We start from the raw sequence: 15,489 nt of genomic DNA, 5'->3' as shown, positions 1-15,489 counted from the left end.
TCCACTGCTCGGGCCCGCGATTCGACCACTCCCATGCAATTTCGGCATCTTTTCAAATGAGTCAGTACGACTACGATCTGTTCGTCATCGGCGCCGGTTCCGGCGGCGTCCGCGCATCGCGCATCGCGGCGGGCCACGGCGCTCGCGTGGCGATCTGCGAGGAATCACGGGTGGGCGGCACCTGCGTCATTCGCGGCTGCGTCCCCAAGAAGCTCCTCGTCTACGCCTCGCAGTTCGCCGAGAGCTTCGCCGATGCGTCCGGCTACGGCTGGGCGGTCGGCGAGTCACGTTTTTCCTGGCCGGACCTGATCGCCGCCAAGGATCGGGAGATCGACCGTCTCAACGGCATCTACCTGCGCCTGCTCGATTCGGCCGGCGTGGAGCTGCACATGGGGCGCGGCCGCATCGTCGATGCGCACACGGTGGCGGTCGGGGATCGGAAGTTCACTGCCGAGCGCATCCTGATCGCGGTCGGCGGTCGTCCCTTCGTGCCGGACATCCCCGGCGCCGAGCTGGGCATCACCTCCGACGAGGCCTTCCATCTCGAGCAGCTGCCGGAACGCATCCTGGTGGTTGGCGCCGGCTACATCGCGGTCGAGTTCGCCGGCATCTTCAACGGTCTGGGCGCCCAGGTCACGCTGGCCTACCGCCGTGACCTCGTCCTTCGTGGTTTCGATCGGGACATCCGTCAGGCCGTGTCGGACGGCATGGAAGGTCGCGGGATCGACATCCACTATCACAGCGAGCCCGCCGCCATCGAGCAGCACGGCGAGGCTCTGCGGGTCAGGTTTTCCGACAATGACGAGCGCGAGTTCGACTGCGTGATGTTCGCCACTGGACGCGAACCCTACGTGGCTGATCTGGGTCTGGAGTCGGCAGGTGTCCGACTGGGGCCCGGCAACCGCATCGAAGTCGATGAATTCAGCCGGACCAATGTCGACTCGATCTTTGCCGTCGGCGATGTGACCGATCGGATCGCCCTGACGCCGGTTGCCCTGATGGAAGGCCACGCCTTCGCCGACACCGAGTTCGGCGGCATGCGCCGTCCCGTCGACCACGCCAACGTGCCGGCCGCGGTCTTTTCCCAGCCGCCGGTCGGCTGCGTGGGGCTGAGCGAGGAAGAGGCACGCGCCGCGGGCCATCGTCTGCGCATCTTCCGTTCATCCTTCAAACCGATGAAATACACCCTCGCCGGGCGCGAGGAACAAGGGGTCATGAAACTGGTCGTGGATGCCGATAGCGACCGGGTTCTGGGGGTACATGTGGCCGGGGTCGATGCCCCGGAGATCACGCAGGGTTTCGCGGTGGCGGTGCGGGCCGGATTGACCAAGGCCGACTTTGATCGCACCATCGGTATCCACCCGACCAGCGCCGAAGAGCTGGTGACCCTGCGCCAGCCGATTGCCGAGGATCAGTAATGACCAAGACCCATCGCCCGTTGCGGGCATCCGCCGTTTCCTGCGTTCTGGCCAGCCTCCTGTTGCTGCTCGCTTCCGGACTTCAGGCTCGCCAGCCCGACATCGTTCCGGGCGAGTACCTGATCGAACTCGAGGCCGCCCCGAGCCTTCGTTTCGAAGGCGGGACCGTCAGCCAGCTGAGCTCGGCCGGTCGTCGCATCGCCAAGCCGATGGCGCCCACGATTCCCGCGCTGCGAGGTCTGCAGCGCTTCGACGCCAGCGATCCGGCCGTGCAGGCGTATTCGGCCCACCTCGATCTGGAACGCGAGGCGGTGCTGAGCGTGGCCGAATCCTGGATGGGGCGGCGCGTCGAGCCGATGCACGTCTATCGGCACGTGCTCAACGGCTTCTCCGCCCGCCTGAGCCCGCAAGAGGCCGAAATGCTGGCCGGTCTGCCGGGCGTGAAGAGCGTGCAGCCGGTGGTCATGCACCAGCTCCTCAACGACAACGGCTACGAATGGATCCGGGCGAACCGGGTCTGGGGGCCCCAGTTCGGCACGCCGGCGCCCAATCAGGGTGAGGGCACGGTGCTGGGCCTGATCGACTCCGGCATCAACTGGGAGTCGAACTTCTTCAACGACGCACCCGGTGGCGTGCCGATGGACAATCCGCGCGGCCAGTTCTACGGGCTCTGCAACGATCCCGAAGTCCTGTGCAACAACAAGATCATCGGCGTCCATGATTTCACCAGCGAAGGCACCAAGGGCAAGGACATCAACGGCCACGGCAGCCACGTCGGCTCCTCGGCCGTGGGCTCGCCGCAGAGTTTCACGCTCGACTTCGGCCTGGCCTCGCCGATCTTCTTCGCTCCGTCGGGGGTTGCACCGCGGGCCAGCGTGATTTCCTACAAGGCCTGTTTCGGCGGCGATCCCAACGACCCGGAAGACGAAGGTGGCTGTCGGGATACCGATTTGGTCGCTGCCCTCGAGCAGGCGATCATCGACCAGGTCGACGTGATCAACTACTCGATCGGCTCCACCGGCCCGGTGCCGCCGACCCCCTGGGCCGGTTTCGGCCAGTTCGGCGCCGATCGTGAGGCCTTCCTCAATGTGCGCGCCGCGGGCATCGTCCCGATCGTGGCCGCTGGCAACAACGGCCCGCAGGACGGCTCGGTCAGCGCGCCGGCCAACGCGCCCTGGGTGGTCGCCGTGGCCAATGGCACGCACAATCGCGTGATCGGCGGACAGCTCAGCTCCATGTCCGGCGGCAGTGGTCCTGCCCCCGTGGTCGCGGGTGCCGGCTACAACGATGATGGCGAGGTTCGTCCGATCGTGCACGCGCGGGACTTCGGCAATGCCCTCTGCGGCACCGGGGAAGCCGAGCTGCAGCCGACCTGCGATGGCAACACCGGTGCCACGAATCCCTTCCCGCCGGGCACCTTCAACGGTGAGATCGTGGTCTGCGACCGCGGCACCTACGGCCGGGTCGAGAAGGGGCGCAATCTGCTCGTCGCCGGTGCCGGTGGCATGATCCTGGCCAACACCGACGTCGAGGGCGAGGACATCGTTGCCGAAAACCACTGCCTGCCGACCCTGCACGTCGGTGATGCGGCCGGTGATCGCCTGCGCGACTGGCTGGCCTCGGGCAGTGGCCACCAGGCCCGCATTCCCTTTTCCACTCGAGTAGTCAACCCGGCCTTCGGCGGTCGTCTGGCCAACTCCAGCGGCCGCGGCCCTGGCAATGGCGCGCCCGATGTGATGAAGCCGAACGTGACCGCGCCGGGCACCAGCATTCTCGGTGCCAGCGCCAACGGTCCCAACGGCATCAGCTTCAGCACGGGCACTTCGATGGCCAGTCCACATGTGGCTGGCGCGGCCCTGCTGCTCAGGAGCGGCTTCCCGGACTGGCCCGTCGACGCCATCATCTCGGCGCTCGAGACCACGGCCGTGGCCGAGCTGGTGACCAATGGTGACGGTTCGGACGCTCGCATCGTCGACAGTGGGGCCGGCGGGGTCCAGGTCGACAAGGCCACCCGGATCGGGCTGTACCTGCCCGTGACGGAGCAGGAGTTCCTCGATGCCGATCCGAACCTGGGCGGTGACCCGGGCAGCCTGAACCTGCCCGGCGTCTTCAGCTCGGCCTGCGCGGGAGGTTGCAGCTTCCAGCGCCGCCTGCGCGCTCTGAGTTTCAGTGCCTGGTCGGTGAGCGTTGAAGGTGACCTCGACATCACGGTGGAGCCCACCAGCTTCACCCTGCAGCCGGGTGAGGAGGTCACGCTGGACATCGCCATCGACGCCGGCAGCGTGCCGGCCGGCCAGTGGGGGCGGGGCGCCATCGTGCTCGATCCGAGCTTCCCCGGCCTGGAAGTCCAGCGCCTGCCCGTCGGGGCTCTGTTCGGCAGCGCCGAACTCCCGGGCTCGATCGCCTTGACGGCTTCGGCCAACCGAGGCCGCCTGAACATCGATCTGGGCGCCATGGCCGCGCTGCCTGAAGCGCAGTTCCCGACCACGGCCCTGGTCCGTCCCGAGCGCGAGACCTTCGACCTGGCACAGGACCCGAGCGATGGCGACCCCTTCGACGGTGGGGCCGGCGTCGCCACCCGTCTGGTCGCAGTGCCGGCGGGTACGCTGCTTCTGCGCGCCGAGACCCGTTCCGACGAGTCGCCCGACGCGGACCTCTACGTCGGTCGCGACAGCAACGGCAACGGACTGGCCGAGGAGAGCGAGCTGGTCTGCTTCTCCATCTCCATCGATGCCTCCGAGAGCTGCGTGATCACCGAGCCGGCCGCCGGCGATTGGTGGATCGTCGTTCAGAACTGGCAGGCCTCGAGTGCTTCGGCCAGCGATGCGATCGAGCTGGATCACGCCGTGCTGCCGATCGCCGACACGCCGGCCTTCGGGGTCAACGGCCCGGGTCGTCATTCGGGTGGCCCGCTGGAAGTCCAGCTGTTCCTCGACCAGCCCGGCATCCGTCGCGATGAAGTCTGGTGGGCGGCCTTCGGTGTCGGTGACTCACCGGAAACGCCGACCAGTGTGGGCGTGATTCCGATCACGGTGACTCGGGAGGTCGATGTCGAAGTCCTCGATACCGCTCTGTTCAACGGTCAGAGCCGAGCGGTGGTGCTGCCGCCGTCCGGACGCCATCCGCGCCTGTTCATCGACGTGCCGCCGGGGACCCAGCGGCTGGACGTGCAGGTCGAAGGGGACGCGGACGTGGGCGGCACGCTGCGCTTCGCCGAATTCGATGCCCTGTCCGACGATTTCCCGGGCACGCCGGACGCCAGTGGTGCCGCCCTCGACGCCGAGGTCGGCTCCGCCGCCGGCTTCACACTGAGCCGGGTCAATCCGGCGCCGGGCCGCTACTTCGTCGATCTGAGCAACAATTCCGCGGCCGAGCGCGCGGTCGAGGTCAACGCCGTGCTGACCGAAGGCCAGCGCATCGAACCGCGCTACGGGCTCTGGAGCCCGCGTTTCCGGGGCATCAGCCAGGGGATCGAGTGGCAGCGTGCCGGTCTGGGCTTCATGATCTGGTACAGCTACGACATCAACGGTCTGCCGGTCTTCTACATCGCGATCAACGGCATCGATCCCGAGTCCTCGACCTGGACGGCGGATCTGACTCGGGTCACCGGCGGGACCAACAATCGACAGCACATCGACGTGGTCGGGCAGGTCGGCCTGACCACCATCGCGAGTGACCGGATGATGTTCAGCTGGCGCCTGAACGGTGCCCATGGCTCGGACATCATGAACCCGGACGCGCCCGATAGCTGCCCCGAGCTGGATGGCGAACCGGTCAGCTACACCGGCCACTGGTTCTCGCCCGGCCAGGCGGCCGGCGGGACCACGGTGATCGTGCACGAGAACGGTCAGTTCTACGTGCGCTACTACTACGATGGCGACGGCGTGGGCCGCTGGGTGGCGGTGGTCTCGACCGGTCCCGGGCCCTTCGACGATGGCTTCGAGGTCTGGAATTTCCACGGTTTTTGCCCCAACTGCGAGCAGGGCACGGCCGACTGGGAAGTGGTGGGTGAGTACCAGCGGACCTTCACCGGGCCGAATACCGGCGTCGAGGCCCTCGACTTCGTGTCCCGTGCCCCGTTGAACACGCCGATCCAGCTGGAAGTGCCGATCGAGAAGCTGTCCGAAGCCCTGCCGTGTCAGCCCTGATCGACAGCCCGGGCAGCCGCGCGGCGGCTGCCCGTCCGGCCGCGAGGGTGGCGCGATGATCGCCGGCAAGAAGCTGGTCGTCGTGCTGCCGGCCTACAACGCCGAACGCACGCTCGAGCGCACGCTCGAAGAAGTCGACCGCACGCTCGTCGATGACGTCGTGCTGGTCGATGATGCCAGCCAGGACCGGACCGCCGAGCTGGCTCGTCGGCTCGGCATCGAGCACGTCATCCGGCACGAGCACAATCGCGGCTACGGCGGCAACCAGAAGACCTGCTATGCGCGGGCGCTGGAGCTGGGGGCTGACATCGTCATCATGCTGCACCCGGACTACCAGTACACGCCCAAGCTCATTCCGGCGATGGGTGGCCTGGTGGCCAGCGGTCTGTTCCCGGCGGTCCTGGGCTCGCGCATCCTCGGTGGCGGGGCCCTGGCCGGTGGCATGCCCCTGTACAAGTACATCGCCAATCGTGCGCTGACGGCCTTCCAGAACCTCTGTACCGGCGCCAAGCTGTCCGAATATCACACCGGCTACCGTGCCTTCTCCGCCGAGCTGCTCCGCGAGCTGGACCTGGCCGCCAATTCCGACGACTTCATCTTCGACAATCAGATGCTCGGCCAGATCATCGCGGCAGGTCATCCGATCGGTGAGGTGACCTGCCCGACGCGATATTTCCAGGACGCATCGTCGATCAACTTCCGTCGCAGCGTCGTCTATGGCCTGGGGGTCCTCGGTGTGTCGCTGGCCGTGCTCGCGGCTCGCCTGGGCCTGCCACGGGCGCGCTTCCTCAGATGAGCCGGCAGTTCGGCTGGACCTGGGGCCTGGCCTGGGCTCTGGTCATCGCCCTGGGCGTGTGGCTGCGTTTCTGGCAGATCGACCTGCAGATTCTCATCGACGATGAATGGCATGCGGTCCATCGCCTGATGCAGGCCAGCTATCGGGAGATCTTTCTCAGCTTCGGCCACGCCGACTACACGATTCCGCAGACCCTCTGGTTCAAGTTCCTGGCCGACACGATCGGCCTGAGTGAATGGCGGATGCGTGCGCTGCCCCTGCTGTTCGGGAGCGCGACCATCGTTCTGCTGCCCTGGGCGCTTCGACCCTGGCTCGACCGCGAAGCACGCTGGCTGTTCGCCGTTTTCATCGCGATTTCGCCGCTGCTGATCCATTTCACCCGCTACGTCCGCCCCTACGCCCTGACCGTGCCGCTGGGCTTTCTGGCCATGGTCGGGCTGTGGCGCTGGTGGCACGAGGGTTCGCGCGGCTGGCTGGCGGTGTTCATCGTCGGGGCCGTGGCCTGCGCCTGGCTGCACCCGCTGACCCTGTTGTTCACCGGCTCCGCCCTGCTGTGGTTCCTGGCCAGGGCCCTGCACCGCATTGCGCGTAGAGGTCGCTGGGACGAGTTCTGGCGGATCGTGCCGGTGGGCGCCCTGGTGACGGTGCTCGCCGCCGCCCTGGTGTTGCCGCCCCTGCTCGCCGACCCCTCGGCCATGCAGAGCAAGTCCGGTATCCATGGCATTCAATGGGTCACCTTCCTGCGTGCCTGGGAATTGATCGTCGGCACCGCCAGCTGGCCCGTATCCCTGGCCATGGCCCTGCTCGCGCTGATCGGTGGCTTGAAGCTGCTCAGACGCGATCCCGGCTTTGCCGGCTACTGGGCCTTCATGAGCCTGGTCGCCGTGATCGTGATCATCGCCCTGCAGCCGGCCTGGATTCACCATGCCCTGGTGCTGGTGCGCTATTCGGCGGTGTTCCAGCCGATGATCCTGGCCCTGGTCACGCTGGGCTTGATCGACCTGCTGCGCCGGCTTGCGGCACTGGGCGGTCGCCCTGCGGTGGTCGCGGCTCCGAGCTCGGGGTTGCCGCTGCGGCTGCTGCCGGCGCTGCTGCTGCCGCTGGCCCTGGTGCTATCCGGTCCCTTGCCGCAGGTCTATCGGGGGCTGAACCAGTTCACGAGTCACATGCGTTACCACTTCGACTACGACTTCGAGCGCAGCATCTACACCCAGGTGATGGCCGAGGCCGAACTGCCAGAGGTCTATCGCGCGATGGCCGCCGAGCCGGGGGAGTGGACGCTGATCGAGGCGCCCTGGCATTTCGAGTCCCACTTCAGCCCGCTGTCGGAATACCAGCGTTTCCACCAGCTGCCGATCCGGATCGGCATGATCTCCGGGCTCTGCACCGACTGGACCTACGGTGAACTCGAGCCCGACAGTGATCAGGACATCAGTTTCGATCGCTTCGTCTTTCTGGAGTCCCTGTTGTACTGGCGCGCCCCGGAGAACCGCTTCGTGGTCTTCCATCGTGGCACGCCCTTCGGGCAGGTTCGGGAACTGCCCGATGTCGAACCCTGCATCGAGCGCTTCAGGGAGCGATTCGGCGCGCCCTGGTTCGAAGACGAGGATCAGGTGGTGTTTCGTCTGGAAGGAAGCCCCTCGGAGGACTGAGTGCGGGCCCGAAGCCGCCGGGTCAGACGCCGCTTGACCAGGTAGGACACGACGATCAGGGCCGTCAGAGCAAGCAGGGGCACGCCGATTTCCGGGCGCAGCAGGATTTCCGGTCCGGCCAGCTCGTGGGCCTCCAGCAGGGAGCCGATGCCGCTGCCGAGCGATGCGTAGATGACCGTGGTCGGAATCAGGCCGCCGAGGGTCGCCAGGTGATAGCGGCGCGCGCTGATCCGGGTGATCGCGGCGGCTGCGTTGATCAGGAAGAAGGGTGCGATCGGCACGATCCGCAGCAGCACCAGGTACCAGTTGGCGTCCCGTTCCATGATGGCCAGCAGACCGGCCAGGCGGCCGGACTCCAGGCGATCGCGCAGCCCCTGATTGGAGAAATGGCGCACCATCAGAAAGCTCAGGCCGGCGGCGACCAGGCTGCTCAGCAGGGCCGCCAGGGCGCCGACCCCGATGCCGAACAGGTAGCCGGCGGCCAGGCAGAACAGCGAACCCACGGGCACCGCCAGGGTTGCCAGTACGATGAAGGCAAGGACGTAGATGCTCAGGGCCTGCCAGTAGTGGGCCTGGATGAGCGTGTCGATGCCCAGCAGCAGGTCGAGCACGGGCTCGAGGCCCCAGATGCTGAAGCCCAGGATGATGCCGGCCGCGACCAGCATCAACACCAGTCCGGTGGTCAGGGGCCAGCGCCGGAAGGGGGAGACCATGATCGTCTACAGGCGGCGAGCCGCCTGGCAAGCCTGGTCGAGATCGATCTCCTCGATCGATTCATGACCTTCGGTCAGCCGCTCCAGCAGCTCGCGTTGCCGCTCGCCACGCCGATGGGCCTCGGCATAGCTGATCTCCGGATGGAACATGACCATCTGATAGCGCGGGATGAAGGCCTCGCCGAGGCGGGCTTCGAGCGCCCATTCGAGCTGCTTGATCAGGTGGAAGCGGGGGTCTCGAACCCGGTCCCGCATTTCCAGGTAGTTGTCCAGTGCCATGGCGGCGATGGCATCCGCGCTTGGCTTGCGCTCGGCCACGAAGTCCTCCAGCACGGCCTCGCTGATGCCGCGTTCGACCAGGCGGTCGGACAGGGCCACGACGTCCTCGAAGGCGGCGTTCATGCCCTGGCCGTGAAAGGGCACGATGGCGTGCGCGGCATCGCCGATCAGCACGGCCCGGTCATCGAGGTGCCAATGGTCCGTGTACAGGGTGGCCAGGTAGCCGACCGGGTTGTTGCGAAGCTCATGGTCGAGTTCGCTCATCCGCTCCACCGCGTCCGGAAATTCACGCGTCAGGAAGCGTCGCATCTCGGCCGGGTCCTGCAGGCGCTCGAAGCTCGGCGCGTCCTCCTCGCTCGAGGCATTGGCCAGGAACAGGGTGCAGGTGAAGCTGCGATCGGGATTGGGCAGGGCGATCATCATGTAGCCGCCCCGGGGCCAGATGTGCAGGGCCTCGGGATCGAGCTGGAAGTCGCCGTCCGGACCGGGCGGGATGCTCAGTTCGCGATAGCCATGCCCCAGCGGCACCTCTCTGGCGTTGAGCGGTCGGACCTGCTCCATGGCGCGACGCAGGGCCGAACCGGCGCCATCCGCGCCGATCGCCAGTCGAAACGCCACGGTCAGGGTCCCGCCGGCGGCGTTCGTGAAGCGCAGCTCCCGCTTTTCGAAGTCGGCGGAGGCCAGCTCGTGGTCGAAGTGGATCCGCACGCCCGCGCCTTCGGCGGCATCGAGGAGCGCCTGGTTGAGATGGCCGCGATGGACCGACCAGATGACCTCGTCCGCGCGCTGACCGTAGCGCTGCAGCCGAGTCTCGCCGTTGACATCGTGCAGCATGCGTCCGCGCATGGGCAGGGAGAAGGCTTCGACCGTTTCGAGCAGACCGGCCTTGCTGAGGGCCATGCGACCGCGTTCGGCCAGGGCCAGGTTGATGGAACGGCCGGCGGGCACGCGCTGGCGACGTGGATCGGGATAGCGCTCGAACAGCTCCACGGACTGACCACGCCGGGCCAGGTCGAGGGCGAGCAGGCTGCCGGCTAGTCCGGCGCCGACGATGCTGATGTCCGGGCCGCTCATGCGCGTCCTCCCGGTCGCAGCTGCTTGATCATGTCGATCAGGCGGTCGCAGTCCTCGATGCGGTTGTAGAGCGGGACGGGGGCGACCCGGATGATGTCCGGTTCGCGCCAGTCGGCGATCACGCCGTGCCCTTCGAGACGTTCGAACAGCAGGCGACCGTCGTGGCGACCGCTGCGGACGCGCAGGCTGAGCTGGCAGCCGCGCCGATGGGGCTCCATCGGCGTGAGGATCTGCAGGGTGTCGGCGAGTTCGTCATTGATCCGTTGCGCCAGATGCCCGGTCATCGCCAGGGAAGCCTGTCGCAGGTTCTGAATCCCGGCTTCGCTGAAGATCTCCAGCGAAGGCCAGAGCGCGGCCAGGGCGAGCACCGGCGGGTTCGACAACTGCCAGCCTTCGGCGCCCCGCATCGGCTCGAAGTCGGGCCCCATCCGGAATCGTGTCTTCTCGTCGTGACCCCACCAGCCGGCAAAGCGTGGACGGGTGTCCTTGGCATGGCGTTCGTGGACGAAGCAGCCGGCGACGGCGCCGGGGCCGGCATTGAGGTACTTGTAGGAACACCAGACCGCGAAATCACAGCCCCAGGCGTTGAGTTCCAGCGGCAGGTTGCCGACGGCATGGGCCAGGTCCAGACCCAGCATCACGCCGGCACGCTGGCATGCCCGGGCGATGCGCTCCATATCGAAGGCCTGGCCGGTGGCGTACTGCACGCCGGGCCAGAGCACGAGGGCGACCTGATCACCGAAACGCTCCAGATAATCCTCCAGGTCCTCTTCGTGCAGCAGGCCATCGCGGCGGGGCGCCAATTCGACCAGATCCCTGTCCTGGTCCAGGCCGTGGAATTCGAGCTGCGAGGCCACCGCATGGCGATCGGAGGGAAAGGCGCCGCGCTCGATCACGATGCGTCGGCGAGCGCCGCTGGGACGGAAGAAGCTGACCATCATCAGGTGCAGGTTGACGGTCAGGGAGTTCATCGCCACGACCTCGTGACGCTTCGCACCGACCAGGCGGGCCAGATGATCGGTGGCCAGACGGTGGTAGGGCATCCAGGCCAGTGGGCCGTCGAAATGCCCGGCCACGCCCAGCCCGGCCCAGCGCTCCAGCTCGGCGGTCACGGCATCGGCCGAGGCCTGCGGCTGCAGGCCCAGGGAGTTGCCGCAGAAATACAGGCAGTCCTCGCCATCGGGGCCCGGCGGGATGCGGAAGCGCTCGCGGAAGTCGCCGGCTTGGTAATCGGTATCGGTGCGGTGGATGCTCATGTCATCGGGTACAGGATGGGGCAGGAGGGCGTCGCGTCACCGACCAGATTGCTCAGGCCCAGGTGCAGCAGGTAGTCACCGTCAGCGGCGTGGTCGGGGACGAAGATCATTTCGGTCACGGTGGCCGATCGTCGAGCTTCAGGTAGGCTCGGGGAACTCGACTCGGGGTCCAGGCCCCAGAACAGGCGATGGCGGAGCAGCTGTTCCTCGTCGCTGCCGTCGAGCGACGGCGTGTCGATCAACAGATGGTCGATGCCGCTCGCCGCCATCCTTGCCACGGCCTCTGGTTCGAGCAGTGGGTAGGGCGGTGCCTTGGCGTAGTCGCGCTCGCGCTTGTCGGCGCCATTGGGCAGGGTGCGGATGATCAGGGCGCGGCTGCTGGCGGGCCACTGCAGGGCCGAGTCCCGGATGCAGGGCGAGCGGCCCGTCTCGCCGGCTTCGGGACGAACGGTGATCAGGCTTGCCGGAATCAGCGCCTGGTTGAGCTCGGCGTCGACCGCCTGGCGTCCGGGCAGCACGTGTCCCGCGCCCTCGGTGTGCGTGCCATGACAGTGCGGAACGAAATCGATGCGGTCGGCATTGCAGCTGCCCCCATGCTGCACCCGGCCGCAGAACCCTCCCACCTCGAGCGGGCTGAAGCGCGCCGGCCCATCGACGAAGAAGCGGGGATGGCGGCCGTCCTCGCCGATCGGGATGCCCAGCGCGATGCCAGCCGACAGGTCCACGCGGCGGGCGCGGCCGGCCATCTCGAGCTCGACGATCATTCGCCCAGCCCGAAGCGTTCCGGTGACAGATCGAGAAATTCCAGCGCGTTGCGCCAGAACAGCTTCTCGCGCAGCTCGGGGGCGGGGTCCAGGGCACGGATCGTCGAGCCGGGGTCCTGCTCGCCGAGGGGGAACGGGTAGTCGGTGCCCAGGGTCACCCGATCCTCGCCCATGACCTCGATCAGATAGGCCAGGGCTTTCGGGTCGTGGGTGACCGAATCGACCCAGAAGCGGCCGAGGTAGTCGCGCGGATTGACCGGGTTCCTCGTCGCCACCAGGTCCGGGCGCATATTGAAGCCGTGCTCGATGCGCCCGATCGTGAACGGGAAGGATCCGCCACCGTGGGCGAAGCAGACGCGCAGATCGGGGAGTCGTTCCAGCACGCCGCCGAAGATCATCGAGCAGATGGCGCGGGACAGCTCGGCGGGCATGCCGACCAGCCAGGGCAGCCAGTAGTCGGGCATGTGTTCCTTGCCCATCATGTTCCAGGGATGGACCAGCACCGACAGGCCCAGGTCCTGACAGGCCGCGAACACCTCGAACAATTCCGGATCGTCGAGATTGCGGTCGTTGATGTTCGAGCCGATCTGGACGCCGGGCAGGCCGAGGTCGTGGGCCAGATGCTCGGCCTCGTTGATGGCCAGTTCCGTGTCCTGCAGGGGCAGGGTGCCCAGTGCGATCACGTGCTTCGGGTGGCGTTGCTGCTGTTCGGCGATCTGGTCATTGAGCGCCCGGGCGAACTGCGAGGCCGGTCCGGCGGGCAGGTGATAGCTGAACAGCACGGGCACGGTGCAGACCACCTGGATGCCGACACCGGCCTGCGCATAGTGTTCGATGCGATGCTCGATGTCCCAGGCCGTGCGATCGACGGCGCGGAAGAATTTCCCATCGATGGTGATGTTGCGGCGCTCGCCATTGCCTTCCAGACGCGGAAATCCGGGCGCGTCCATGGCCGGCAGCTGCTCGGGGAGCAGGTGGCTGTGCAGATCGATGATGGGAAGGGTCGGATCCATGGGCGCTCAAGTCTGCCGCAAGCGGGCGACGAATGCCAGACCCGGCGAGGGAGAAGGTCCGATTTCACGACGTTCAGCGGCCTTCTCGGTTTACACTAAGATGCTGTTCGTTTTCGATATCGGCCATGGGCTGAAGCTACGCATGGACGTCGCGGATTTTCATTTCGACCTGCCTGAACACCTTATCGCCCAAGTGCCGCTGGCCGACCGCTCTGCGTCGCGCCTGCTGCATCTCGATCGCAGTCTCGGTACCCTCGCCGATCGTCGCTTCGCCGATCTGCCCGAACTCCTTGGCCCCGATGACCTGCTCGTGTTCAACAACACGCGGGTGATTCCTGCTCGTCTGTTCGCCCAGAAGCAGACCGGGGGTCGGGTCGAGGTCATGATCGAACGCATGCTCGGGTCGCAAAGCGCCCTGGCGCAGCTGCGGGCCAACCGCAAGCCGCAGCCTGGCATGCATCTCGAGGTCGGCGATGAGGGGCTGCTGCGCCTTGGCGAGCGTGAAGGGGAGTTCTGGCGGGTCGATATCGCATCCGGCCCGGATTGGGCGGCGCTGCTCGAGCGGCACGGGCACATGCCCCTTCCACCCTATATCCAGCGCGAGGACGATGCGGTCGATCGCGAGCGTTATCAGACGGTCTACGGCGAAGAACCGGGCGCCGTTGCCGCGCCCACCGCCGGACTGCACTTCGATCAGCCCCTGCTCGACGCGCTGGCCAGGCGCGGCGTTCGGCGCGGCTGGTGCACCCTGCACGTCGGTGCCGGCACCTTCCAGCCGGTTCGTGTCGAGCGCGTCGAGGATCACGAAATGCACGCCGAATGGCTGCGTGTCGACGAGACCCTGGTCGAGCAGGTCAGCGAGACCCGCGAGCGCGGTGGTCGGGTGATCGCCGTCGGCACCACCTCGGCGCGCAGCCTGGAGACCGCCGCTGCCAACGGAGAACTGGCGCCCTTCGCGGGCGACAGCCGGCTGTTCATCTACCCCGGCTACCAGTTCAGGGTCGTCGACGCCCTGATCACCAATTTCCATCTGCCGGGCTCGACCCTGCTGATGATGATCAGCGCTCTGGCCGGTCGAGAGACCATCCTCGACGCCTACGCGCATGCCATCGAACAGGAGTACCGTTTCTTCAGTTACGGCGACGCGATGTTCATCGATTGAGCGCCGGCCGGGTATCATGGCCCGGCATTTCCGCTCAGGCTCGAGGATTCCCATGCAGTTCAGTTTGCTTGCGACCGATGGTCAGGCCCGCCGCGGTCGGCTGCAGTTCGATCGTGGCAGCGTGGAAACGCCGGCCTTCATGCCGGTCGGGACCTACGGCACGGTCAAGGCAATGACGCCGGAAGAGCTGCGCGAACTGGGCGCGGAGATCATCCTGGGCAATACCTTCCATCTGATGCTGCGTCCGGGCACCGAGGTCATCAGCGCCCACGGGGATCTGCACGATTTCATGGGCTGGTCGGGGCCGATCCTGACCGATTCCGGCGGCTTCCAGGTCTGGAGTCTGGCCGATCTTCGCAAGATGGACGAGCGCGGCGTGACCTTTGCCTCACCGGTGGACGGGTCCAGGGTCTTCCTCGGACCGGAAGAATCGATGGCCGTGCAACGGGCCCTGGGTTCGGACATCGTGATGATCTTCGACGAATGCACGCCCTGGCCGGCCACGCACGAACAGGCCGCGGAATCGATGCGCCGCTCCCTGCGCTGGGCCGAGCGCTCGAAGCAGGCCCACGGCGACAGCGATTCGGCCCTGTTCGGGATCGTGCAGGGCGGCATGTACGAGGACTTGCGTGTCGAATCGGCCTCGGGACTGATCGGGATCGGTTTCGACGGCTATGCCATCGGCGGCCTGTCGGTAGGCGAGCCGGAAGAGGATCGAAACCGCGTGCTGGAGGCGACCTGTCCCGCTTTGCCCGACGATCGGCCTCGTTACCTGATGGGGGTGGGGCGGCCCGAGGACATCCTCGAGGCGGTGCTCCGCGGCGTCGACATGTTCGACTGCGTGATGCCGACGCGAAATGCCCGCAATGGTCATCTGTTCACCCGCCGGGGGGTGCTCAAGATCCGCAACGCGCGCTATGAGCGGGACACGCGCCCGATCGACGAGGATTGTCAGTGCTACACCTGTCGTCACTACTCGCGGGCCTACGTCAAGCACCTGCAGAAATGCAATGAAATCCTCGGTCATCGGCTGGCCACGATCCACAACCTGCACTACTATCAGGACCTGATGAAAGCGATTCGTTCGGCCATCGAGGCCGGAGAGCTTCAGGCCCTGGCCGTCAGCCTCCGTGCAGACTGGCAGGCCGGAATTCCTTGAGACGAGCGCCCGAGCGAACTCATGAATGATGTGGGCTAGCCGCAGATGAACCCAG

General features: G+C 66.8%; 11 protein-coding genes. 6 read left to right on the top strand and 5 right to left on the bottom strand.

Features of this window, described 5'->3' with window-relative positions; all coding sequences use genetic code 11:
* Positions 1-56: 56 nt before the first annotated feature.
* From gor to WM2015_RS10790, 4 genes are read left to right on the top strand one after another with little or no spacing between them, the layout of a single operon-like run.
* Positions 57-1,418, top strand: coding sequence for a glutathione-disulfide reductase (gene gor, locus WM2015_RS10805; RefSeq protein ID WP_049726056.1), 1,362 nt, complete (start codon positions 57-59; stop codon positions 1,416-1,418).
* Positions 1,418-5,566 carry a S8 family serine peptidase gene (locus WM2015_RS10800; protein ID WP_049726055.1) on the top strand — a complete coding sequence of 1,383 codons (4,149 nt, stop codon included), beginning with the start codon at positions 1,418-1,420 and terminating at the stop codon, positions 5,564-5,566. The genes gor and WM2015_RS10800 overlap by 1 nt, the downstream gene beginning before the upstream one ends.
* Positions 5,567-5,621: 55 nt before the next feature.
* Positions 5,622-6,362 (top strand): glycosyltransferase family 2 protein, encoded by a 741-nt coding sequence (locus WM2015_RS10795; protein ID WP_049726054.1) that lies wholly within the window; start codon positions 5,622-5,624, stop codon positions 6,360-6,362.
* Positions 6,359-8,014: a glycosyltransferase family 39 protein gene (locus WM2015_RS10790; protein WP_049726053.1), complete on the top strand. Its 1,656-nt coding sequence runs from the start codon at positions 6,359-6,361 to the stop codon at positions 8,012-8,014. Before WM2015_RS10795 ends, WM2015_RS10790 begins: the two co-directional genes overlap by 4 nt.
* Here the strand turns inward: WM2015_RS10790 and WM2015_RS10785 are convergent.
* From WM2015_RS10785 to WM2015_RS10765, 5 genes are read right to left on the bottom strand one after another with little or no spacing between them, the layout of a single operon-like run.
* Positions 7,972-8,727 (bottom strand): TVP38/TMEM64 family protein, encoded by a 756-nt coding sequence (locus tag WM2015_RS10785; protein ID WP_049726052.1) that lies wholly within the window; start codon positions 8,725-8,727, stop codon positions 7,972-7,974. The two genes, WM2015_RS10790 and WM2015_RS10785, sit on opposite strands and share 43 nt — an antisense overlap.
* A 6-nt stretch (positions 8,728-8,733) precedes the next feature.
* Positions 8,734-10,080 carry an FAD-dependent oxidoreductase gene (locus tag WM2015_RS10780; RefSeq protein WP_049726051.1) on the bottom strand — a complete coding sequence of 449 codons (1,347 nt, stop codon included), beginning with the start codon at positions 10,078-10,080 and terminating at the stop codon, positions 8,734-8,736.
* Positions 10,077-11,336, bottom strand: a complete 1,260-nt coding sequence (kynU, locus tag WM2015_RS10775; RefSeq protein WP_049726050.1) for a kynureninase — start codon at positions 11,334-11,336, stop codon at positions 10,077-10,079. Before kynU ends, WM2015_RS10780 begins: the two co-directional genes overlap by 4 nt.
* Positions 11,333-12,100 carry a cyclase family protein gene (locus WM2015_RS10770; RefSeq protein WP_049726049.1) on the bottom strand — a complete coding sequence of 256 codons (768 nt, stop codon included), beginning with the start codon at positions 12,098-12,100 and terminating at the stop codon, positions 11,333-11,335. The genes kynU and WM2015_RS10770 overlap by 4 nt, the downstream gene beginning before the upstream one ends.
* On the bottom strand, positions 12,097-13,113 hold the full coding sequence (locus WM2015_RS10765; protein ID WP_049726048.1) for an amidohydrolase family protein: 1,017 nt from the start codon (positions 13,111-13,113) through the stop codon (positions 12,097-12,099). The genes WM2015_RS10770 and WM2015_RS10765 overlap by 4 nt, the downstream gene beginning before the upstream one ends.
* Before the next feature lie 142 nt (positions 13,114-13,255).
* Here WM2015_RS10765 and queA point away from each other — a divergent pair, with 142 nt between their 5' ends.
* The gene (queA, locus tag WM2015_RS10760; protein WP_049727064.1) at positions 13,256-14,275 is read left to right on the top strand and encodes a tRNA preQ1(34) S-adenosylmethionine ribosyltransferase-isomerase QueA; all 1,020 of its coding nucleotides are present in this window, start codon (positions 13,256-13,258) and stop codon (positions 14,273-14,275) included.
* Between the two features lie 52 nt (positions 14,276-14,327).
* On the top strand, positions 14,328-15,434 hold the full coding sequence (tgt, locus tag WM2015_RS10755; RefSeq protein ID WP_049726047.1) for a tRNA guanosine(34) transglycosylase Tgt: 1,107 nt from the start codon (positions 14,328-14,330) through the stop codon (positions 15,432-15,434).
* Positions 15,435-15,489 lie beyond the last annotated feature (55 nt).

This window comes from Wenzhouxiangella marina (assembly GCF_001187785.1).
Lineage (GTDB): Bacteria > Pseudomonadota > Gammaproteobacteria > Xanthomonadales > Wenzhouxiangellaceae > Wenzhouxiangella > Wenzhouxiangella marina.
The sequence above is the reverse complement of the archived record's forward strand: the minus strand, read 5'-3'. Positions and strand labels throughout refer to the sequence as shown.

Bases quoted from the DNA above. Each gene is read 5' to 3' on its own strand.
- gor (WP_049726056.1), top strand. From the start codon at position 57: ATGAGTCAGTACGACTACGATCTGTTCGTCATCGGCGCCGGTTCCGGC.
- WM2015_RS10800 (WP_049726055.1), top strand. From the start codon at position 1,418: ATGACCAAGACCCATCGCCCGTTGCGGGCATCCGCCGTTTCCTGCGTT.
- WM2015_RS10795 (WP_049726054.1), top strand. From the start codon at position 5,622: ATGATCGCCGGCAAGAAGCTGGTCGTCGTGCTGCCGGCCTACAACGCC.
- WM2015_RS10790 (WP_049726053.1), top strand. From the start codon at position 6,359: ATGAGCCGGCAGTTCGGCTGGACCTGGGGCCTGGCCTGGGCTCTGGTC.
- WM2015_RS10785 (WP_049726052.1), bottom strand. From the start codon at position 8,727: ATGGTCTCCCCCTTCCGGCGCTGGCCCCTGACCACCGGACTGGTGTTG.
- WM2015_RS10780 (WP_049726051.1), bottom strand. From the start codon at position 10,080: ATGAGCGGCCCGGACATCAGCATCGTCGGCGCCGGACTAGCCGGCAGC.
- kynU (WP_049726050.1), bottom strand. From the start codon at position 11,336: ATGAGCATCCACCGCACCGATACCGATTACCAAGCCGGCGACTTCCGC.
- WM2015_RS10770 (WP_049726049.1), bottom strand. From the start codon at position 12,100: ATGATCGTCGAGCTCGAGATGGCCGGCCGCGCCCGCCGCGTGGACCTG.
- WM2015_RS10765 (WP_049726048.1), bottom strand. From the start codon at position 13,113: ATGGATCCGACCCTTCCCATCATCGATCTGCACAGCCACCTGCTCCCC.
- queA (WP_049727064.1), top strand. From the start codon at position 13,256: ATGGACGTCGCGGATTTTCATTTCGACCTGCCTGAACACCTTATCGCC.
- tgt (WP_049726047.1), top strand. From the start codon at position 14,328: ATGCAGTTCAGTTTGCTTGCGACCGATGGTCAGGCCCGCCGCGGTCGG.